The organism is Lysobacter sp. GCM10012299 (assembly GCF_042649405.1).
GTDB lineage: Bacteria > Pseudomonadota > Gammaproteobacteria > Xanthomonadales > Xanthomonadaceae > Lysobacter_J.
In genome coordinates this window covers 344,360-364,081 of sequence record NZ_JBHRZC010000003.1, presented here as the reverse complement: position 1 = coordinate 364,081, position 19,722 = coordinate 344,360, and the positions used below count along the sequence as shown (strand labels likewise).

Sequence of the window (19,722 nt, the reverse complement as noted above, 5' to 3'; positions counted from 1 at the left end):
AGACTACGCCCGGCCACTGTCAGCGTTGTGTCAGCAACGTGAGGGCGGCTACTTCCAGGTCTTTCGCAGCGGATGCGCCTCGGTGTTCAGCACCACCTTGCCCGGGTCCAGCGTCTGCGCCGGCGCGAACAGCAGGTAGAAATACTTGAACGTCTCCGCCAGCACGAAGCTCTCCATGTCGTCCTCCTTCTCCTTGGTCACCACGCTCTTGAGCGTGGCGAAGCCGGAGTCGGTGCGCGTGTAGCGGACGAAGTCCTCGAACATCTCCTGGCCCATCGCCTGGTACTGCTTGTCGCCGGTCAGGCGGTGCAGGTACCACGACGATTCGATGATCTCCGGCCGCAGCGGGTAACCGGCATGCGTGACCTCGCCCTTGCGGTAGTCGTACTGCTCCGGCTCGATGCCGTGCACGCGCCACATCGCGAACGACGATGCCTGCAGGCGGCGCGCGCGGTCGACGTCACCCGAGTACGCCAGCAGGCCCGGGTAGAACGCGTCGAGCGCGCCGTACAGGCTGCCGGTGCGCTTGCCGGTGTTCATGTCGACGTGGCCGACCCACATCGCGCCGTTGACCTCTTCCGGGTAATAGCGGTTGGCCGCGGCGATGCTGGTCTTCCACATCGCCAGGCAGTCGCGGTCGCCGAACAGCTTCCAGCACTTCCACAGGTACTCGTAGTACGAGTCGATGCGGGCGCCGACGTGGCTGCGAGTCTGCGTCCACTTGCCGCTCTCGACATCGAAGCGCTCGCCGACCAGGCCGATCTTCGAGCGGCGCTCGTACGTGGCGACCAGCGCACGCTTGGCCTTCTGGTAGAACACCGGGTTGCCGGTGAGTTTGCTGAGCGTGCCGTACTCGAGCAGCAGCGTGCCGGCCTCGGCGGGATTGCTGTCGTTGCCGTGGGCCTTGCCGGTGCGCAGGTTGACGTAGACGTAGGGCAGGCCGGTCGGTGAATCGAACGCCGGCAGCATGCGCTTGCCGAGGTTTTCGGCCAGCTTGAGCAGGCGCTCGTCGCCGCTGAGCTGGTAGCCCGACAGCAAACCGCCGAGCAGGCGGATCGTGATCTCGAAGTGCTTGACGTCGATGTCGCGATCGAACGACAGCTGCGTGGCGATCAGTTCGCGCGCATCGCGGGCTTCGTCGTCCAGGCCCATCAGGATCATCGTGTCGAGCGCGTCGACCGGCGTCATCAGCAGCGACTGGCCGTACCAGTCGTGCGGCGCATTGCTCAGCGGCTTGAGGCCGTCATGGCCCCAGGCGTACTGGCGGTAGCCGCGCCAGGCGTGCAGGAACTCGGCCTTGACGCGCTCGGCGCTCTGCGCAGCCTGTTCCTGGGTAAGTACGGGCGGCGTCGCGGGTTTCTTCAGGGAGGGAGTTGCCGCGACGCCGACCGTGGGGAGCAACAGAACGCTCAAAAGCAAAGGACGAAGATTCATCAGGCAACAGGCTCCGGCGCATGCGCGCGCAAAAGGTGCAGGACGTCGTAGCACGCGCCCATGGTGTGGTAGTCGGTCTTGCCGGCCGGGCTCTTCTCGTCGCTGTACTTGCGGTTGTTGCGATCGAGGATGCGGTACCAGGCGCCGTGGTCGTGGTCGATGAAGAAGCGCCACGCGTATTCCCACAGGCGCTGGTACCAGTCCCAGTAGCGCTCGTCGCCAGTGGCCTGCGCCAGGCGCGCGGCCGCAGCCAGCGACTCGGCCTGCACCCAGAAATACTTGTCGTGGTCGCAGACCGGGTAGCCGGCTTCGGGCGAGAAGCCGTAGAACAGACCGCCCTGGCGCGTGTCCCAGGAGGCGTTGACCGCGGTGTCGAACAGATGCGCCGCGCGCTCGCTCAGCCACGCAACGACAACGCCGCGCTCGCGAAGGTGGCTATCAAGAACCAGCAGCAGCTTGCTCCACTCGGTCTGGTGACCCGGCTGGAATCCCCACGGGCGGAACAGGTGCTTGGGATCATCGCGGTGGTAGTCCCAGTCGATGTTCCAATCGCGGTCGTAGTGCTCCCAGACCAGGCCACCCGCGTGCGCGGCCTGGCGACGGGTCATGTGGTCGGCCAGCATCAGTGCGCGCTCGAGGTAGCGCGACTGGCCGCTGGCCTCGAACGCCGCGAGCATCGCTTCGCACATGTGCATGTTGGCGTTCTGGCCGCGGTAGCCGGAGAAGTTCCAGTCGGCGTCGGCCTCGTCGCGGTAAAGACCGTGCGCGGGCTCCCAGAAGCGTGCCTCCAGCAGGTCCCAGGTCTCGTCCATCCACGGCGCGGCCTCGCTGATGCCGGCCTTGAATGCGGTGGAGTACGCGAGCAGCACGAAGGCGACGCCGTAGCAATGGTTGGTGCGGTCCTCGGCGACGCCGTCGCGAATGGTCCAGGCGTAGCCGCCGCTGCGCGCGTCGCGATGGACCTCGCGCAGGTAGCGCAGGCCATGGCGCGCCACGTCCAGGTAGCCGGCATCGCCAAACTCGCGCGCGGCCATCGCGTAGTTGAAGACGAAGCGCGTGCTGCTCACCAGGTGCCGATGCGACGCGTCGTAGACGCTGCCGTCGTCGCGGAAGTAATGGAAGAAGCCGCCCTTCGGATCGATCGCACGCGGGTGGTAGAACGCCATCGTGTCGGCGATGTGCGCGCGCAGGAAGTCCTGGCTGCGGAAGTCGGGGAGGGCAGGGGGGATGCGGCTCATGGGTCCGTCCGTGAAATGGGGCGCAGCAGTTGATCGAGGTCGTCGCGGCCGGGCATGGCGGCGAAGGCACCATGTCGTGTGGTCGCCAGCGCGCCGCCAGCAGCGGCATGGCGGAGTGCATCGGTGAGCGCGACGCGGTCGTCGAGCAGCGTCACCAGCGAGTCGACGCCGGCGCCGCGTTCGACCAGCCGATGCAGCAGCGCGCCAACGAATGCATCGCCGGCCGCCGTGGTGTCGATCACGGTGACGGCGAACGTGGGCGCCACGCCCTCGGCATCGCGCGTGAACCAGCGCACCGGCTGGCCGCCGTCAGTGATGAGCACGCACTTGGCGTGGCCCTGCCACAGGCGGCGCAGCATCGCCTTCTCGTCTCCGGCGCGGCGGATCAGGAAGTCGGCCTCGCTGCGGCACAGCTTCACCAGGTCTGCCTCGGCGAGGGCGTCCCACAGGCGCGGTGCCGGGTCGATGCCTTCCGGCCACAGCGACGGGCGCAGGTTGAGGTCCATGCTTACCATCGCGCCGGCCTCGCGCGCCAGGCGCATGCCGGCGACCGTGGTGGCGGCGATGTCGTCCTCGGTGAGGCTGTTGGAGCAGACGTGCAGCACGGCGGCGTCGTCGAAGCAGGCCGGGTCGAAGTGCTCCTCGCGGAACAGCAGGTCGGCGGCCGGCGGGCGGTAGAAGCTGAAGCTGCGTTCGCCATCGGCATCGAGCGACACGAACGCCAGCGCCGTGCGCGCCGCCGACGTGTGCACGGTGAAGCGCGTGTCCACGCCCATCGCGCGCAGCTGCGACATCAGGAACTCGCCGAACATGTCGGCGCCGAGCATGCCGACGAAGCGCGCGTTGCCGCCGAGCTTTGCCACGGCTGCGGCAACGTTGGCGGGCGCGCCGCCGGCGTACTCGGCGAACTGGCGCGGCTGCCCGGCAACTGCCGGCACCGCGAGGAAATCGATCAGCGCTTCGCCGAAGCACGCGATCGCGGTGCGGCCTTGTGTGGTGCTCATGGCGTGGCCTCCGCCGTGGTGGTGCTGCTGGCGCGGACCTGCAACTGCACGGGTGCGACCACGGTGGCGACCGTCGCCGACGGGTCGCGCAAGCGCTGCAGGATGAGTTCGGCCGCCTGGCGACCGCGTGCACGCGGGTCGACGGCGATGGTGGTCAGCGGCGGCGCGCTGACGGCGGCTTCGGGGATGTCGTCGAAACCGGTGAGGGCGAAGTCCTGCCCGGCGCGACGGCCGCGGGTGGCCAGGCCGGCCATCAGGCCGAGCGCGACCGCGTCGTTGTAGCAGACCGCCGCGGTCGGCGCGGGATCGCGCACGAACAACGCGCCGGTCTGGCGTGCCGCCTCAAGACGCGTCGGCGCGCATTCCACCAGCCACTGCGGCTCGGGCGTGATGCCGGCGGCGATAAGCGCATCGCGATAGCCCTCGCGACGCTGGTGGCACGAGCTGGAATCCTGGTGCCCGCCGAAGAAGGCGATGCGGCGGTGGCCCTGCGCCAACAGGTGTTCCGTCGCCATGCGCGCACCGCGCACGTTGTCGAGCGAGAGGAAATCCCAATCGGTGCCGAGTTCGCGGTTGAACACCAGCGTAGGCGTGTGCACGCCGAGCAAGCCGCGCAGTCGCGCACCGTCGCTGCCCTCGGCGGGCGAGAGGATGATGCCGGCCGGGTCGTGCTCGAGCAGGGAGGCCAGCACCGTCTGCTGGCGTTCGGCCGATTCGCCGGTGCTGCCGAGCAGCGTGACGTAGCCGGCCGCACCGAGCGCCTCGTCGACACCCGCCGCGAACTCGGCGAAGAACGGGTTGGACAGGTCGTTGATCACCAGCGCTACGGTCGAGGACACGTTGCGGCGCAGGTTGGCGGCGCCGCGGTGATAGACGTAGCGCTGGCGCTTGAGCTCGGCCTCCACCCGCGCCCGCGTCTCGGCGTTGACCAGCGGGCTACCGCGCAGGACCAGCGAGATCGTCGCCCGCGACAGGTCGCAGGCACTGGCGATGTCGGCCAGGGTCACCCGGGCGCGGGCACGCACGGGTGGGGTCATCGCGGGAGTCCGTAGGGCATCGGGCAGGAATTTGGATCGTTCTAAATTATGCACATCCTGACCCCGGGGCCGGGGTAGCGCATTCTGCACCGCAACATGAACTTGGCGCCGGTCGCGTGCTAGGTTGCCGCGGTTTAGAACGATCCAAATCCAGGAGCGACCATGCCCCGCCTTGCCCGCCAGACCCCCCCATCACCTGCACCAGTTCGCCGCCTGATCCTGCTGTCGGCGCTGTGCACCTGGGCGATGGCCGGCATGGTCGTCGCCGCTCCCAAGCCCGATGCGGCCGCCGCCCGCGCCTATGCCTCGGTCGACCCCTTCATCGGCACCGGCGGCGAAGGCCACACCTTCCCGGGCGCGGTGGTGCCGTTCGGCATGGTCCAGCTCAGCCCGGACACCCAGATCAAGTCGCGCAAGGAAGGCTACGGCTGGGCCGCCGGCTACCGTTACGACGACACCACGATCACCGGCTTCTCGCACACGCACTTCTCCGGCACCGGCCACTCTGATCTTGGCGATGTGCTGGTGATGCCGATCGCCGGCGAGGTGAAGCTTGAGCGCGGCGACGTCGCCAAGCCCGGCAGCGGCTACATGTCGCGCTTCAGCCACGACGGCGAGATCGCACAGCCCGGTTACTACGCCGTGACGTTGCAGGACTACGGCATCCGCGCCGAACTCACCGCCAGCCCGCGCGTTGGCGTGCACCGCTATCAGTTCCCGAAGGGCAAGCCGGCACACGTGCTGGTCGACCTTCGCACCAGCATGTACGACTACCCGGGCAAGGTGCAGTGGTCGCGCATGCGTCTGCGCGCGGACGGCACCGTCACTGGCTTTCGCGAAACCCGCGGCTGGGCGCCGGGCCGGCAGCTGTACTTCGCCATGCGCTTCTCGCAGCCGGTCAGTGGCCACCAGTTCAACGACACCGAGCAGGACGTTCCCTACAAGGGCTTCCCGCCGCCGGGTGAGAAGGACCCGCGCCAGCGTGCGCAGATCGAAGGCCGCCAGCTGGTCGGCGCGTTCGACTTCGACGGCGCCGCTGGCAAGTCGATGGTGGTGAAGGTCGCGATCTCGCCGGTGAGCGAGGACAGCGCGATCGCCAACCTCGACGCCGAAGTGCCGGGCTTCGATTTCGACGGCGTGCGCAACGCCGCGAAAGCGCAGTGGATGCAGGCGCTCGGCGCGGTAGATGTCGACGCCCCCGAAGCCCAACGCCGCAGCTTCTACACCGCGCTGTACCACACGCTGATGGGCCCCAGCCTCTTCATGGACAGCGACGGCCGTTACCGCGGCCCCGACAATGCCGTCCACCAGGCCAAGGGCTTCACCAACTACTCGACGTTCTCGCTGTGGGACACCTACCGCGCGCTGCATCCGCTGCTGACGCTGGTGCAGCCCGAGCAACGCAACAACGACTTCATCAACTCGCTGCTGGCTTCGCACGAACACAGCCCGTACGGCGTGCTACCGGTGTGGGCGTTCCACGGCCAGGAGACGTGGTGCATGATCGGCTACCACGCCGTGCCGGTGATCGCCGATGCCTACATGAAGGGCATCCGTGGCTACGACACCGACAAGGCGCTCAAGGCCATGGTCGACAGCGCCAGCTACGGCCCCTACGACGGCATCGCCCAGTACATGCAGCTGGGTTACGTGCCGATCGACGAGGAAGGCGAAGCCGCCTCGAAGACGCTCGAGTACGCCTTCGACGACTGGACCATCGCGCGCATGGCCGAGTCGATGGGCAACAAGGACGTCGCGAACCAGTTCAGCAAGCGCGCCGCCAACTGGCGCCACGCCTTCGACGACAAGACCGGCTTCATGCGCGCACGCAAGCGCGACGGCAGTTTCCGCGAACCCTTCGACGCCACTGCCAGCGGCTACGGCAGCGACTACACCGAAGGCAACGCCTGGCAGTACTCGTGGTACGTCCCGCAGGACGTCGCCGGCCTGGCCGCCGCGCACGGCGGCGAGGACAAGCTGGTCGCGCGCCTGGATGCGGTGTTTGACGCCAAGGTCGACCCGAAGATCTTCGAGCACATGGAAGACATCACCGGCCTGATCGGCTGGTACGCGCACGGCAACGAACCCAGCCACCACGTCGCGTACCTGTATGCGTATGCCGGCCAGCCTTGGCGCACCCAGGAACGCCTGGGGCAGATCATGGCGACGCAGTACGCGGCGCGGCCGGATGGGCTGGCGGGCAATGACGACCTGGGGCAGATGTCGGCCTGGTATGTGTTCACCGCGCTGGGGTTCTACCCGGTGGCGCCGGGCAGCAACGAGTACATCATCGGCCGGCCGTTCCTGCCGCGCGCGAGCCTCAACCTGCCCAATGGCAAGCGCTTCACCGTGGTGGCCGAAGGGCTTGATGCGGCGCATCCGTATATCGGCCGGGCGATGCTCAATGGCAAGCCGCTGGAGCGGGCTTTCATCCGGCATGAGGAGATCATGGCGGGTGGGGAGCTGCACTTCACGATGCAGGCGGGGGCGGATAAGAAGTGGGCGACGGGGGCGGCGGAGCGGCCGTATTCGATGTCGGGTCTGGGCGCTGAGGCTGCGGTGGGCTCGTCCGACCGGTGAGCCGCCTGAAAGCGTGGGCTGGTAAGATGCGCGGCCCACGGGCCTATAGCTCAACGGTTAGAGCAGGGGACTCATAATCCCTTGGTTCCAGGTTCGAATCCTGGTGGGCCCACCAGATAGCTGCCGCCTACTCACAAGCAGACGGACACCAAAGCTCTGTGCGTTCAAGCTGAAAGGCAAGCTGTACCGGCTTGCTGATTCGAATAGAAGCCCATTGAGGCTAGCGCAGGGGTGGAGGGACTGGAGGACAGCCCAAGTCAGCGCGCTTCGCCAGTGTGACGGCCCCGAGCCTGGTGCGGCACACGCTCCTAGGGCTCTGGTATCTATCTCGCGGCTCTCGGATGCGCGTTACCTGTCATGGGCGTGGACTTGGCCGTTCATCAAAAGGGGGAGGAGCCAATCACGAAGCTGGGTAAGCGTGCGGTTCTCCACATCTAGGTCATTCGCCTTCCGCAGCAACGGTCTCAAAACGGTGGACCAATCGTCCACAAGCTTCTTGCCCGGGTAAGGAAGCTTGAAGGATTTCAGGACGGCGTGTCGAATGCCCTTGTGAATACTCCCCGCAGACGAGTTCTTAGTAAACGCTCTCATTTCTGAAGAAGAAAGCAACATCAACAGGTATTCCGATGAAATGGCATTCATGTTTGGCCGAATCGTGAATACGGATTCGTTGATGTTCCAGTTGGTAGGTTTCTCATGGATCAGGTAGGTGACGCCTACGGGTTCGATGCTCGTGAAAAGTACATCCCCCGCTTGCAACTGGGATCGGCGATCAATGACTGCCATTGACGCGTCATCAATCCGATCGCATTTGTCATCAAGGATGACACGCCCGTTTGTGACGTTCTTTATGGTTACGTAGTAATTGCTTCCCTTGCCGAGTACAAAGTTATCGCGCGGGTTTAGACCCGTACCGGTGCGAGATACCACTTCATCGAGAGTGCGCGCCGTCCACCCTTCGGGAATTTCCCGCTTTAGCGCGTCGTTCCAGACCATACTGCCGCCGCTGGATCGATAGGGGCGGCCCTTCGCATCTGGGAAGTCGAATTGCACAAACCAGTAGTCGTAGAGCGTCCTGGAAAGCGCATCCAGCTCGGAGCTGACGCGATTGTTGAGGTCAATCTTTGCGTCGAGCGACGCCAGCACGCCTGAGATTCTCTTCTGCGCGCTCTTGTCGCCAAGCAACGGAATTGCCAGCTTCCTAAGCAGCGGAATCCGCAAGTTGCTAACGGTTGATCCCGTATCATCACTCGCGCCTACTTGCTTTTGCACGAACTCTGATTGCATCGCATACAGAAGGTAGTGCTTGTCCACCTTTGTCGCGTCCGGCTTAATCAGTACGAGCCGTTGCCCCAGGCAGCAGGTCACCCCCTCGGGAATCATCCCGATCTCACCCATGGGCGCTTCGCGCGTGATGATGAGATCGCCAGGCTCCGGTTTGCTGCGCGAAATTCGCTCACGAAACGTCGCTTCGTCTGTAAATGAAGTGCTGTTAAGCGAGATCTTGCCGTTCTTGATGTTCTCGCTTCGAACAACAATCCACCCTTCATTCGTCCAATTTGGCGTGGAGTGATGGCAGTCGGAAATCGCCACGCACAGCGTATGCAACTCGGTCGAATCACCGTCAAACGTTCGCCTGGTGACTGCATTACTGGTGGTCATGAACTAAGCCCCGCCAGTACCGTCTTGATCTTTTTCTCCAGCCTCGACGACTCCGCGAACATGGCATCGAGTCTCGACTGGAAACCCTCAATCTTCCTTGCGAACTGTTTCGGCGTGATGGCCTCATATGCGATCTTCACATCGAAATACTGACCGGCGCTCAGCGAGTAGCTCTTAGCGGCAATCGCCGCGTAATCCACTACCGCGGAAAAGTCCTCAACTGTCTCGCGGGCATTGAATGTATCGACGATCCGCTGTTCCTCGGGGCGGCTGAGTAGAGTCTTCTGGCTCTTGCCTTCCTTGACTTTCTCTCCCAGTGCTGATGCATCAATCAGTACCACGCTGTCGTGCGCTTCCCGATCTAGGAACAGGATGGAGACGTTCGTACCGGTGGTGGCAAAGATATTGCTTGGCATCGACACGACACCGGCGATCATTCTCTCATCCACCAGCTTCTGGCGGATGCGAAGCTCTATGCCGCTAGCGGCGGTAATGAAACCGGTGGGTACGACGATTGCGGCTTTCCCCCCCGGTTTGAGGCTGGCAATAATGTGCTGGATGAACAGCAAGTAGATCGCCATCTTGTCCTTTGCCTTGCTCGGCACCTTGGGGATGCCGGCGAAGAAGCGAGTGGCGTTGGCGTCGCTGTCAAGATCGTCGCGGAAATCGCTGAAATCCATCTTGAACGGCGGATTGGAAACGATATAGTCGAACGTCTTCAGCGCCTTCCCATCTTTGTGTACCGGGTGCAGGATGGTGTTGCCCTGAGTGATATTGGGAATGGAGTGCACCAACCTGTTCAGCACCAGGTTCAGGCGCAGCAGGCTGGACGATTTCTGCGAGATGTCCTGTGACCAGATGCTGCATCGTCTCTCGCCGACGGCATGGGCCAACGACATCAGCAGCGTGCCGGAGCCGCTAGCCGGGTCATAGCAGGTGACGTTCTTCACCTTTCCACGCTGATCCTGAGGCACCAGGATATCGGCCATGATGGTGGCCACCGCGTGTGGAGTGTAGTACTCGGCGTACTTGCCGCCGTTGTCCTTGTTGTAGTCCTTGATCAGGTACTCGAACAGGGCAGCGTAGAAATCGTACTTTTGCTCGAACAGGCGCTCGAAGCTAACCCCGACCAACTTGTTGAACATCGCGCGGCAGAATTGGTCTCGCTTGTCGGCGCTGCCGGTGACGTACTCACTGAGGCGATCGAACAGTGGCACTTTCTCGCCGTCGTCCGTCTTCACCGCGAAGATGTCACTGTTAGCGGCGGCGATGGCGATCAAGGTGTCGTCGAACAGCTTGGCGAAACCGGGCTCGCCCTGGCGGTTAAACAGACTGGGAATCAGCTGCTCGGCGGTCAGGCGCGGCGTTTCCGCCGACAGTCCGTCTTCCAGATCCCGCTGCTTGCCCTTGGGCAGCTTCTTCCAGGCGGAGATCCAGTCGGCGGCGTCGGTGAGCTTCGAATCCAGGTTCTTCATCTCGTGCGCGAACTTGTCGCACAGCAGTTTGTACAGGAAGGTCTGGACAATGATCTTGTACTCGTTGCCATCGTTTCCGAGGCCGTTGCTCGCGCAGACCGCCTTGAGGCCGTCAATCAGATCGCGGGTCTGTTGCTGATAGCTTGTGTGCTTCATGGACTAATGACGCTCAGAAGGGCAGGTGGCCCTGGGATTCGTTGAGGTATTCGCCGACCAGCAACTGCTGGATCAGGCGGCGGGTGTCGGCATCCGGCTCGGGGGGGCTGTCGCGGAAGTGGCGCACTACCATCGGCATAACGCTACGCTCGAAGAAGGCCGGATTGCCCAGCAGCTCGCGGTTGCCGAGCACGGCGTCGTCCACGTCGTGCTTGATGCCGCTCAGTGCAGCGTGCAACCGAGTCTGGCTGTCGCCAATTCGGCGCGACTCGAACAGCCGCTTATGCACGCGCATCAGCTTCGTGTCACCGTCGTAGCGGGCGGCTAAGTTGGCGTTGGAATTGTTCAGCTCCCGCGTGCGCTGTTCGATCCCGCGCAGTGCGGTAATGTTGGTCAGCATTTCATGCTGGCTCACTTCGCTCAGCTTCTTGGCTTTGAAGAGGCGTTCCAGTTCTTCCTTGAGCACGATCCATGCCGGATCTCGCGGATCTTGCGTTGAAGCGAGCGCCTCGCGTGTACGGCGCAGGATATCCTTCAGCTCGTCGGCCAGCTTCAGTTCGGCTTCGCCGATCTTCTCGAACTTGAAGATCACGTCCTCCAGCGCTTGGTTGAGCAAGGTGGAGGTGTCGTGAGCGTCGTCAAGTTGCTGCTTGAGGTTGAGCGCGGCCAGCGCGTTCTGTGCTTCAATGTGCAGAACGCGCAGCTTGTGGAAATCCAGCAACTCGGCGAGTTCTGCATGGCCACCAAGGCGGATCAGGTTGTGCAGTTCGCGCGCCAGTCCAAGCGCCTTGACGATGGCGAGCAACTTGTCGCGGTCCTCAATGACGCCGACCTGCTGTGAGAATAGTTCGGCGTCATCCAGCGCATAGTCGAACAGCGCTTCCCGGATGGCCTCGATATCCGTGCGGATCTCGCTCTCGGCCTTGAACAGGCTGCTGTAGTGATGCATCTCGTCGCCGAGTTCGGCGGTGAGCTCGTCGTAGTAGTCACGGTTGGCTTGGTCGAACTCGTGCTGGATGTCGGCGAAGTCGACGACGTAGCCGTAGCGGAACTTGCGGTAGCGGCGGTTGACCCGGGTCAGCGCCTGCAGCAGGTTGTGGTCCTTGATGACGCGGCCGAAATAAAGCTTCTTGAGCCGCGGTGCGTCAAAGCCGGTGAGCAACATGTTGTAGACGAACAACAGATCGATCTCGCCCCGCTTGAATGCCTTAACCTCGTCCTCGCGGGATTTCTTGTCGCCTTCGTCGTGCAGGATCAGCGCAGCGTAGAGTGGCTTCCCGTAGCCTGGTCGCGCCTCAGCCACGCGCTTCTGCCGATACTCCTCGTCGTTGGCCGGTTCGGAGGCCGCCTCCGGCGCAGGTGGCGTCATCCGCTGCAGGAACTGACGATATAGCTCACGCGCCTGCTCGGCGCTGTCACAGATCACCATGCCGCCGATGCTTTCATCGCCAAAGGTGACGCGCGATTGCGTGAAGTCGTCGAGGATGTAGTCCAGCATCGCGCCGGCAAAACGCGGGTGCGCGTACAGGGCCTTCTTCTCGATGCCACCCTGCTGCACTTTGATGTCCGCCAGCGCCTGCTGCAGCTGCATCTTGTAGCGGGTGGCGATTTCCTCCCGGATCAGGCGAAGGGTGTAGCCGTCGGCGATGGAGGCGTTGTAGTAGTACTTGTGGAAATAGTCGCCGAACAGGGCCTTGGACTGTAGTTGCTCGCCGATCAGCGGCGTGCCGGTGAGGCCGATCTTGATGGCGTTGCGGTCGGACTGTTCGAGGTTGGCGAGGAAGCTGCCCTTGGGGTTGTAGCTGCGATGGACCTCGTCGAGGAAGTACACGCGCTGGACATTCAGGGCATAGTCCCCAGCAGCAGTGATCTCTGGGTCGTCCTTGAACTTCTGGATGTTGACTACGGTGATTTCCGGCTCGCCACGGTCGTTGTCCACCGCCACAGCCTTCTTGATGTCGCGGGCGAAGGCTTCCCGGCTTTCGATGACGTTGACACTGAGCCCACGCATGCGGAACTCATCGCGCGCCTGCCTCAGCAGGTCGAGTCGGTCGACGATGAAGTAGAAGCGCGCCACTTCGCCGCGCTGCTGGAACCAGTCGGTCAGAAAGCGCACGTTGTAGTAGGCAAGCGCGGTCTTGCCGCTGCCCTGGGTGTGCCAGATGATGCCCCTGCGAGCACCTGCTTCCAGGCGATCCGCGATGGCCCGGGTCGCGAATAGCTGCGGATAGCGCATGACGTGCTTTTCGATGCCATGCTCGGTTGTCAGCCAGGCAAAGGCATAGCGCAGGGCGAAGGCTAGACGCGGTCGGCAGAACAGTGAGGTTAGCAGGCAATTTGTCGGAGTGTCCGCCGACTTGTTGCGCTCGAACTCTAGCGTGTTCTTGATGGCGACAAGGTTGGTGTCGGTGAGGACGAAATTCTCGACGTCGCCGTCCGGCGCGCCAATTTCATCGGCCAGTTCGCTGGCGCGCTCCTCGCGAAAATAGTTGAAGTGCGCCTCGCCATAGGTGGAGGCGGCGTAGAACGCGCCTTGGATCGGCTCGAACTGCCCGCCGTCGTACTCCATGTTGTTGGAGAAAGCCATCAGCTGGACGAGATTGAAGAAGTGCCGAAACTTCAGATTGGCATGGCGACGATTCATCCGACTGCGTTCTTCCAGCACGCCGCCAGGGTTCATGCGCTTCTTCACTTCGACAAACGCGATTGGAAGGCCATTGACGAGCAGGGTGATGTCGGGGCGAAAGTTGTCCTCACCGTTCTCGAACGTCAGTTCGGTAACGACGTGCCAGCTGTTGTTGTCGAGGTTCTCGAGATCGATCAGGCGAACGCCTGCGCGGGCGGTCAGACGTTGATGGAAGCTGCGGCCAATATCGTCGCCCGCGAGCTTCAGGTGAAGCTCGTCAAGTAGGGCGGGAACATCCTCGTGACGCAACTCGGGATTGATGCGCAGGATGGCCTCCTCGAAAAGCTCGGGGAAGATGTTGTTGCGCGTATCCCATTTCGCTTGCTTCAAGGAGAGGTATGTATAGCCAAGCCGGGCCAGGTGCAGAATCGCCGGGACCTTGACGCGGGAGTCCTCGTTGAACGTGGTCACTTGGAGCTTTCCTGCCTGGCAGAGCGGAAGGTGGCAGGAAAGGTCGTGACCGACTCGCGGCAGTCCTCGATATGAACAGAGGTGGTTCTGCTGGCGCTCATACCGCCCCCTCGGTAGCAGTCGCATTCGCCTTGCCAATACGACCTGCTATCCAATGATTCAGATCGCTACGGCGGAAGCGCCACGAGCCCCCGACCTTGAACGCCGGAATGCCTTCGCAGGCAGCTAACCGATAAATCGTGCGCTCAGTTACCTGCAGGTACAGGGCGACCTGTCTTATGGTCAGGATCTCCGCCTCATCATTTGATGTCGATCGTGCCATCATGTCCCCCGCCCGGGCGGAAAGATAGTACAAAATTTTCAAAGGGATGTGGTCCCGGTCGGATCCGGTGTATCAGCCGTAACTCGGCGGAAGTCGTCGGATCAGGCGTGGCGAGGTTGGACGATGCCGCGTCTGCGATGTTGACTTGAAGGTCGGAATCGTTGAGGCGATTGAGAGGTATTTATGGCTTTCTACGAGGTCGAAAGCGGTCGATTGGCGCGTGTTTCGCGGATCAGTCTCGCGCGCGCGGAGGTTCGCGAACGACGCGATCTTCAGGCTCTTCTGCGGGAGCAGATCTCCGATCTCATTCCTGACCTCCTTGTGATTGCCGAAGAATTCGGAGATTGGGACGAGTCGAAGCGGCGAATCGACCTGCTGGCGCTGGATCGCAAGGCAAACTTGGTCGTCATTGAGCTGAAGCGCGGTGACACGGGAAGTCATATGGAGCTCCAAGCGATTCGCTACGCATCGATGGTTTCGACTATGACCTTCGATCAGGCGATTACCACGTTTGAAGGATTCCTCGGGTCAGAGGAAGCGCGATTTGCCCGCGAGCGAATCCTCGAGTTTCTCGGGTGGGCTGAGCCGAATGAAGACGATTTTGCGGCAGATGTAAGGGTCATCCTGTTCTCTGAAGACTACTCTAGGGAACTAACGTCATCGATCCTATGGCTGAATCAGAAGGGGCTCGATATCACCTGCTTCCGGATGGGTGCGTACAAGCTCGACGAGCGGCTACTCCTGGAGTTTCAACAGATTATTCCGCTGAAGGAAGCCGAGGAATACCAGGTCAAGGTTCGCAACAAGCAGCATGAAGTCCAGACTGCGCGGCGTGAGCGCGTGCCCTGGAATGGCGAGCTGTACGCGAACTATGGCGACAGCCAGCGATCTTGGGATGACGCGCAGAAGTACGGGTTCATCAGTGCGGGCGGCAGCGAGTGGTACAGCCGCACACTGCGCTTGCTTGTCCCCGGCCGACGGGTCTGGGTCAATCGCCCCGGCACTGGATATCTTGGCGTCGGAATCGTCACCGGCGAGCCTGTCATTGCCGCGGATTTCTTGGTTGAAACGCCGGACGGGCCGAAGAAGTACTTGGACGTTGGCAGTATTCACGCGGATATCCGGGCGGACGCGCACGATCCGGTTCGAGCTGACAGATTCGTACCGATCAAGTGGTTGGCGACAGTCCCGCTGACCAAGGCCATTCGTGAAGCCGGGCTATTCGGAAATCAGAACTCCGCCGCTCAGCCGACGACTCCTCTTTGGCCTGAGACCGTAAAGAGGCTGAAGGTGGCGTTCCGAATCGAAGACTAGGCTTCGCCTCCGACGGTACCTTGACGGGCCTGCATAGCACCGGCGACCGCCGCCTCACGCGCTCAGATCAACCCGTTGCGGCTCCAGATCACCAGCAACCCGATACCCACGATTACGTCGATCACCACGCACCACGGCACATACCAGCTCGGGATCCTCACCAGCGACAGGCGCGAGCGGTTGTGGTGGGCGAAGTCCCAGGCCGCGTGCGCGAAGTACGCGATCGCCACCAGCACTGGCCACAGCAACAGGCCCAGCAGCCCCGTGACCGCGAACAGGCCGGCGACGTTGAACTCCACCATCTGATCGCGGCTGGAGCCGTTCATGACGGCGAAGCCGAAGTAGATGCCGGCGATCAGGGCGATCAGGATGGCGGCGAAGCCGAGCGATGCCTGCGGTGTCAGGAACAGATGGGGCAACAGCGAGCCGACGCCGACAGCAACACCCGTTGCCAGCGGGCGCCGGGCGAAGACCGATGTGTTCGCTCGTTCGTGGGCATGCGGTGTCGTCGACATGGGGCCTCCACTCAGCGCAGCGTCGCGAACATCTCGACGATCCTTACCGCCGCCTCGCGATCGCGGGTATGCACTTGCCGCAGTCCCAGCAGCACCCGGCTTTCCAGTTCGTCGCGGGCGTAGTCCTGGGCGATCACCGCGGTGTCCAGCTCACCCGTGCTGGGATGGCTTTCGCCGCGGCCGGTGGCCAGCCATTCGAAGTGCACCTGCGTTTCGCAGGCGATCTGGGTGAGGTGCGACAGGCTGGGGTGGGTGCCGCTTTCGCGCTCCCACTGGGTGACCGCGCTGCGCTGCACGTTCAGGCGGCGCGCAAGCTCGGCCTGGGTCAGGCGGGCCGCGACCCGGGCCCGTCGTATTCGCGACGACATGGAGAACACAGCGGCTTTCCTCGGGGGATCCTTTCCTGTTCCAACGTAAGTTGCGCTAACGGGCAGCCATGCGCTTCGTGTCGCTTCATGGGCGAGGACGGTACGGAAGGCCTCCAGGGGCCTCGTGGCGGCGATCCGGACAGCCGGCCTGCCCGGGCAGCATGGCTGGCCCCATCTGGGACAGCCGCGCTAACCAGGTCCCGCTATCGTTGGCCGGCCCGCTGCCCGTGGCACCCTTGCAAGCGCAGCTAAGCGGTGGCCGCTGACCGCGGCGCCGGCGGTGGGCACGTTGCCCCTCACTCGCCTCGCGGAGAACGAGCATGGCCGATCCCAAGACCTTCCAGTTCAAGCTCTCCTCGGACCGCCCACCGTTCTTGCCGCTCGCCGAACGGCTCCATCCGGAATTCCACTGGCTCACCCGGAATCGCGCGCGCTCGCGCGGTCGCGACGTGTTCGAGGTCATCGACACGGTCGTGATTCATGCGACTGCCGGCTTCGCGACCGGGCACGCCATCGACACGTGGAAAAAGGTGAAGGCCAGCGCGCATTGGATCATTCCGGACGAAGCCGAAGCGGCGCATGGGCAATTCGCATGGGCCACCGTTGGCGAAGCGAAGGCCGCGTTCCATGTCCGCGATAACGTCAACGCATCCACGCACCTGGGCGCCGGGCCGAACGTCAACAATCGCAGCCTCGGCATCGAGATCGTCAATTCCCAGGGCATCCGTGGCCGCGACCCGTACTCGCCCTGGCAGTTGGAAGCCTGCGCGCGCATCGTGCTGTACGCGTGTGCGAAGTACCCGAACCTGAAGCATGTCATCTCCCACGCGCGACTCGATCCGGGACGCAGGACGGACCCGGGCGCCGAGTTCCCCTGGGATCGCTTCAAGGACATGGTGCTGACGCATTCAGCGCTTCCGCCGGGCACCATCGCGCTGCCGCCGACGCCGTCAACGCCGCGCTCGCCGCCCAACCCGCAACCGGGCAACTGCTGCGAACCGTGACCACGCTCCAGTCCGGTCCTTCACATGCGCCGCCTATAATCCCGGCTCTTCTTGTGGGGCGGTCTGTCGACGAACCCCCACACTCAAGGAGCGATGACCCCATGAAGAGCGGTGCGAAGGAAGCGAAGGAAGGATCGGTCTCCGAGCAGATCGATGCGCAGATCCGGGATCTCGGCGGCTGGCGCGGCGAAACGCTCGCCAAGGTGCGTGCCATCGTCAAGCAGGCCGATCCCGACGTGGTCGAAGAGCTGAAGTGGGGCGGTGTTCCGACCTGGTCGCACGACGGCATCATCTGCACCGGGGAGACGTACAAGAGCGCGGTCAAGATGACCTTCGCCAAGGGCGCGTCGCTGGACGATCCGACCGGGCTGTTCAACTCCAGCCTCGACGGCAACACCCGCCGCGCCATCGACATCCACGAAGGCGACGACATCGACGAGAAGGCGTTGAAAGCGCTCATCCGAGCCGCCGTGGCATTGAACAAGAGCAAGAAGAAGTGATCGTGGCCGGCTATCGCGAGCGCTTGATGGCGCGGTAGCCTGCCGCGATGGACTCCCTGATAGCCGCGGCCGGTCGCGCGCTGGTCGCCGGCGACGCGCTCGGCGCGCTCAAGCGCGTGGCCCTGCGCGACGACCCGCCGGCGCTCGCGCTGCGCGGCATCGCCATGGCCCAGCTGGGCGACTATCCACGCGCCCGCGAACTGCTGCGCCGCGCGGCGCGCGGCTTTGGTGTCCGCGAGGAACTGGCCCGGGCCCGATGCGTCGTCGCCGAGGCCGAGGTGGCGCTGGCCATGCGCGACCTGGGCGGATCGCCGCGCACGCTCGCCGAGGCGGCGACGGCCCTCGACGCACGCGATGATCGCGCCAACGCGCTGCAGGCCCGGCTGATCGCGGTGCGCAGGTTGCTGCTGCTCGGCCGTCTCGACGAAGCCGGTTCTGCGTTGAAGCAACTGGAAACCGACGGGCTGCCGCCATCGCTCGCGGCCGTGGCCAGTCTGGCGACGGCGGAGGTTGCGCTGCGTTCGCTGCGCACGGCAGAGGCGAAGGTGGCGCTCGATGATGCCAGCCGTGCCGCCGAACGCGCCCGCGTCCCCGCGTTGCTTGCCGAGGTGGCCGAAGCGCGGGCCGCACTTGAACGCAGTGCCGCGCGCAGCCTCCATGCCGGCCACGAGGAGCCGTTGCGCCTGGAGGACGTCGAAGCCCTGATCGCGTCTGGCGTGCTCGTCGTCGATGCCTGCCGGCGCGGGCTGCGTCACGGTGATGCCTGGCTGCCGCTGGCGCGACGGCCCATCCTGTTTGCCTTGTTGCGCGCGCTTGCCGAAGGCTGGCCCGGCGACGTCGATCGCAATGCCCTCATCGCTCGCGTGTTCCGCACGCGGCATCCGGACGAAACGCATCGCGCGCGCCTGCGCGTCGAGATCGGTCGCCTGCGCAAGCTGGTAGCGCCATGGCTCGACATCGAGGCCAGTGCGCGCGGCTTCGCATTGGCGCCCCGCGATGGCCGCGCCGTGGTCGTGCTGGTGCCGCCCATCGACGGCGAACAGGCGTCGCTGCTGGCACTGCTGGCCGACGGCGCCGCGTGGTCGACGTCGGCACTCGCGCTGGCACTGGGCGACAGCCAGCGCACCGTCCAGCGCGCACTGGCCGAACTGGAGTCCGCCGGGCAAGTGCGCTCGATCGGTCGTACACGCGCGCAACGCTGGCTGTCTCCGCCGCTGGTCGGTTTCACGACGACCTTGTTACTCCCTGCCGCGCTGCCCGCTGAGTAGATTGACCCTACGCGCCGGCAACGGCGCCAACAGGAGCCAGCAAATGCCCACGTTAGTCACCATCGACAAGACAGAAGAGAAGGTGCCGGCGCGCGCCGCGGAAATCGTGCGCGAGTTCGGCCCCTTCGAAGGCGCCGACAACATCGGCGGCGTCACCTACGACGGCAGTCGCGTGTGGGCCGCAGGCGGTTCGAAGATGCTTGCGATCGACCCCGCCAGCGGCCAGGTCGATCGCACGCTCGAACATGCCGCCCACGCCGGTACGGCCTTCGACGGCAAGCATCTGTACCAGATCGCCGAGGCCCGCATCGACAAGATCGATCCGGCTACCGGCAACGTGCTGGCGTCGATCCCCGCACCCGGTGCAGGCGGCGACTCGGGCCTGGCCTGGGCCGAAGGCAGCCTGTGGGTCGGCCAGTACCGCGACCGCAAGATCCACCAGATCGATCCGGACACCGGCGCGATCGTGCGCACCATCGAATCCAACCGCTTCGTCACGGGCGTGGCATGGGTCGATGGCGAGCTGTGGCACGGCGTCTGGGACGGCGACGAAAGCGAGCTGCGCCACATCGATGCCGACAGCGGCACCGTGCTGGAGCGCCTGGAGATGCCGCGCGGCGCGGGTGTCAGCGGTCTCGAGTCCGACGGCGCCGGGCTGTTCTATTGCGGTGGCGGCGGGAGCGGGAAGGTCCGCGTCGTACGCCGGCCCGGCAAGTAGCGCCAACACCGAAACCCGCCTTGCCAACCA

General features: G+C 64.1%; 16 protein-coding genes and 1 tRNA gene. 7 read left to right on the top strand and 10 right to left on the bottom strand.

Features of this window, described 5'->3' with window-relative positions:
• Positions 1-48: 48 nt before the first annotated feature.
• From ACFOPO_RS09640 to ACFOPO_RS09625, 4 genes are read right to left on the bottom strand one after another with little or no spacing between them, the layout of a single operon-like run.
• Entirely contained in the window at positions 49-1,434 is a 1,386-nt protein-coding gene (locus tag ACFOPO_RS09640; RefSeq protein WP_386702988.1) for a glycoside hydrolase family 47 protein, read from the bottom strand.
• Positions 1,434-2,672, bottom strand: coding sequence for an AGE family epimerase/isomerase (locus tag ACFOPO_RS09635; protein ID WP_386702987.1), 1,239 nt, complete (start codon positions 2,670-2,672; stop codon positions 1,434-1,436). The genes ACFOPO_RS09640 and ACFOPO_RS09635 overlap by 1 nt, the downstream gene beginning before the upstream one ends.
• Entirely contained in the window at positions 2,669-3,676 is a 1,008-nt protein-coding gene (locus tag ACFOPO_RS09630) for a carbohydrate kinase (RefSeq protein ID WP_386702986.1), read from the bottom strand. The genes ACFOPO_RS09635 and ACFOPO_RS09630 overlap by 4 nt, the downstream gene beginning before the upstream one ends.
• Positions 3,673-4,713 carry a LacI family DNA-binding transcriptional regulator gene (locus tag ACFOPO_RS09625; protein ID WP_386702985.1) on the bottom strand — a complete coding sequence of 347 codons (1,041 nt, stop codon included), beginning with the start codon at positions 4,711-4,713 and terminating at the stop codon, positions 3,673-3,675. The genes ACFOPO_RS09630 and ACFOPO_RS09625 overlap by 4 nt, the downstream gene beginning before the upstream one ends.
• 162 nt (positions 4,714-4,875) lie before the next feature.
• Between ACFOPO_RS09625 and ACFOPO_RS09620 the strand changes: the two genes are divergently transcribed.
• Both ACFOPO_RS09620 and ACFOPO_RS09615 read left to right on the top strand, forming a co-directional pair.
• On the top strand, positions 4,876-7,293 hold the full coding sequence (locus tag ACFOPO_RS09620; protein WP_386702984.1) for a GH92 family glycosyl hydrolase: 2,418 nt from the start codon (positions 4,876-4,878) through the stop codon (positions 7,291-7,293).
• Positions 7,294-7,332: 39 nt separating this feature from the next.
• Positions 7,333-7,408, top strand: a tRNA-Ile gene (locus ACFOPO_RS09615).
• A gap of 233 nt (positions 7,409-7,641) precedes the next feature.
• Here ACFOPO_RS09615 and ACFOPO_RS09610 read toward each other — a convergent pair.
• From ACFOPO_RS09610 to ACFOPO_RS09595, 4 genes are all read right to left on the bottom strand, one after another.
• Positions 7,642-8,955, bottom strand: a complete 1,314-nt coding sequence (locus ACFOPO_RS09610) for a restriction endonuclease subunit S (protein ID WP_386702983.1) — start codon at positions 8,953-8,955, stop codon at positions 7,642-7,644.
• The gene (locus tag ACFOPO_RS09605) at positions 8,952-10,586 is read right to left on the bottom strand and encodes a class I SAM-dependent DNA methyltransferase (RefSeq protein ID WP_386702982.1); all 1,635 of its coding nucleotides are present in this window, start codon (positions 10,584-10,586) and stop codon (positions 8,952-8,954) included. Before ACFOPO_RS09605 ends, ACFOPO_RS09610 begins: the two co-directional genes overlap by 4 nt.
• Positions 10,587-10,599: 13 nt before the next feature.
• The gene (locus ACFOPO_RS09600) at positions 10,600-13,683 is read right to left on the bottom strand and encodes a type I restriction endonuclease subunit R (RefSeq protein ID WP_386702981.1); all 3,084 of its coding nucleotides are present in this window, start codon (positions 13,681-13,683) and stop codon (positions 10,600-10,602) included.
• Positions 13,684-13,780: 97 nt separating this feature from the next.
• The gene (locus ACFOPO_RS09595) at positions 13,781-14,005 is read right to left on the bottom strand and encodes a helix-turn-helix domain-containing protein (protein ID WP_386703291.1); all 225 of its coding nucleotides are present in this window, start codon (positions 14,003-14,005) and stop codon (positions 13,781-13,783) included.
• A 183-nt stretch (positions 14,006-14,188) separates the two neighbouring features.
• On the opposite strand from ACFOPO_RS09595, the gene ACFOPO_RS09590 reads away from it, so the two are divergent.
• A complete protein-coding gene (locus ACFOPO_RS09590) occupies positions 14,189-15,319 on the top strand; it encodes a hypothetical protein (RefSeq protein WP_386702980.1) in 1,131 nt (376 codons plus the stop codon).
• A gap of 62 nt (positions 15,320-15,381) precedes the next feature.
• Here ACFOPO_RS09590 and ACFOPO_RS09585 read toward each other — a convergent pair whose 3' ends face one another.
• Positions 15,382-15,834, bottom strand: coding sequence for a DUF6010 family protein (locus tag ACFOPO_RS09585; RefSeq protein WP_386702979.1), 453 nt, complete (start codon positions 15,832-15,834; stop codon positions 15,382-15,384).
• 11 nt (positions 15,835-15,845) lie between these two features.
• A complete protein-coding gene (locus tag ACFOPO_RS09580; protein WP_386702978.1) occupies positions 15,846-16,202 on the bottom strand; it encodes a helix-turn-helix domain-containing protein in 357 nt (118 codons plus the stop codon).
• Positions 16,203-16,522: 320 nt separating this feature from the next.
• Between ACFOPO_RS09580 and ACFOPO_RS09575 the strand changes: the two genes are divergently transcribed.
• The 4 genes from ACFOPO_RS09575 to ACFOPO_RS09560 all read left to right on the top strand — a co-directional run bounded on the left by ACFOPO_RS09575 (position 16,523) and on the right by ACFOPO_RS09560 (position 19,692).
• Positions 16,523-17,206, top strand: coding sequence for an N-acetylmuramoyl-L-alanine amidase (locus ACFOPO_RS09575; protein WP_386702977.1), 684 nt, complete (start codon positions 16,523-16,525; stop codon positions 17,204-17,206).
• 101 nt (positions 17,207-17,307) lie between these two features.
• Positions 17,308-17,706, top strand: coding sequence for a DUF1801 domain-containing protein (locus ACFOPO_RS09570; RefSeq protein ID WP_386702976.1), 399 nt, complete (start codon positions 17,308-17,310; stop codon positions 17,704-17,706).
• 47 nt (positions 17,707-17,753) lie between these two features.
• Positions 17,754-18,974 carry a helix-turn-helix domain-containing protein gene (locus ACFOPO_RS09565; RefSeq protein WP_386702975.1) on the top strand — a complete coding sequence of 407 codons (1,221 nt, stop codon included), beginning with the start codon at positions 17,754-17,756 and terminating at the stop codon, positions 18,972-18,974.
• A 43-nt stretch (positions 18,975-19,017) separates the two neighbouring features.
• Positions 19,018-19,692: a glutamine cyclotransferase gene (locus ACFOPO_RS09560; RefSeq protein WP_386702974.1), complete on the top strand. Its 675-nt coding sequence runs from the start codon at positions 19,018-19,020 to the stop codon at positions 19,690-19,692.
• Positions 19,693-19,722: the final 30 nt, after the last annotated feature.

What these genes read in the sequence shown, in the direction of transcription:
- ACFOPO_RS09640 (WP_386702988.1), bottom strand. Translation starts at nt 1,434, where the DNA reads ATGAATCTTCGTCCTTTGCTTTTGAGCGTTCTGTTGCTCCCCACGGTC.
- ACFOPO_RS09635 (WP_386702987.1), bottom strand. Translation starts at nt 2,672, where the DNA reads ATGAGCCGCATCCCCCCTGCCCTCCCCGACTTCCGCAGCCAGGACTTC.
- ACFOPO_RS09630 (WP_386702986.1), bottom strand. Translation starts at nt 3,676, where the DNA reads ATGAGCACCACACAAGGCCGCACCGCGATCGCGTGCTTCGGCGAAGCG.
- ACFOPO_RS09625 (WP_386702985.1), bottom strand. Translation starts at nt 4,713, where the DNA reads ATGACCCCACCCGTGCGTGCCCGCGCCCGGGTGACCCTGGCCGACATC.
- ACFOPO_RS09620 (WP_386702984.1), top strand. Translation starts at nt 4,876, where the DNA reads ATGCCCCGCCTTGCCCGCCAGACCCCCCCATCACCTGCACCAGTTCGC.
- ACFOPO_RS09610 (WP_386702983.1), bottom strand. Translation starts at nt 8,955, where the DNA reads ATGACCACCAGTAATGCAGTCACCAGGCGAACGTTTGACGGTGATTCG.
- ACFOPO_RS09605 (WP_386702982.1), bottom strand. Translation starts at nt 10,586, where the DNA reads ATGAAGCACACAAGCTATCAGCAACAGACCCGCGATCTGATTGACGGC.
- ACFOPO_RS09595 (WP_386703291.1), bottom strand. Translation starts at nt 14,005, where the DNA reads ATGGCACGATCGACATCAAATGATGAGGCGGAGATCCTGACCATAAGA.
- ACFOPO_RS09590 (WP_386702980.1), top strand. Translation starts at nt 14,189, where the DNA reads ATGGCTTTCTACGAGGTCGAAAGCGGTCGATTGGCGCGTGTTTCGCGG.
- ACFOPO_RS09585 (WP_386702979.1), bottom strand. Translation starts at nt 15,834, where the DNA reads ATGTCGACGACACCGCATGCCCACGAACGAGCGAACACATCGGTCTTC.
- ACFOPO_RS09580 (WP_386702978.1), bottom strand. Translation starts at nt 16,202, where the DNA reads ATGTCGTCGCGAATACGACGGGCCCGGGTCGCGGCCCGCCTGACCCAG.
- ACFOPO_RS09575 (WP_386702977.1), top strand. Translation starts at nt 16,523, where the DNA reads ATGGCCGATCCCAAGACCTTCCAGTTCAAGCTCTCCTCGGACCGCCCA.
- ACFOPO_RS09570 (WP_386702976.1), top strand. Translation starts at nt 17,308, where the DNA reads ATGAAGAGCGGTGCGAAGGAAGCGAAGGAAGGATCGGTCTCCGAGCAG.
- ACFOPO_RS09565 (WP_386702975.1), top strand. Translation starts at nt 17,754, where the DNA reads ATGGACTCCCTGATAGCCGCGGCCGGTCGCGCGCTGGTCGCCGGCGAC.
- ACFOPO_RS09560 (WP_386702974.1), top strand. Translation starts at nt 19,018, where the DNA reads ATGCCCACGTTAGTCACCATCGACAAGACAGAAGAGAAGGTGCCGGCG.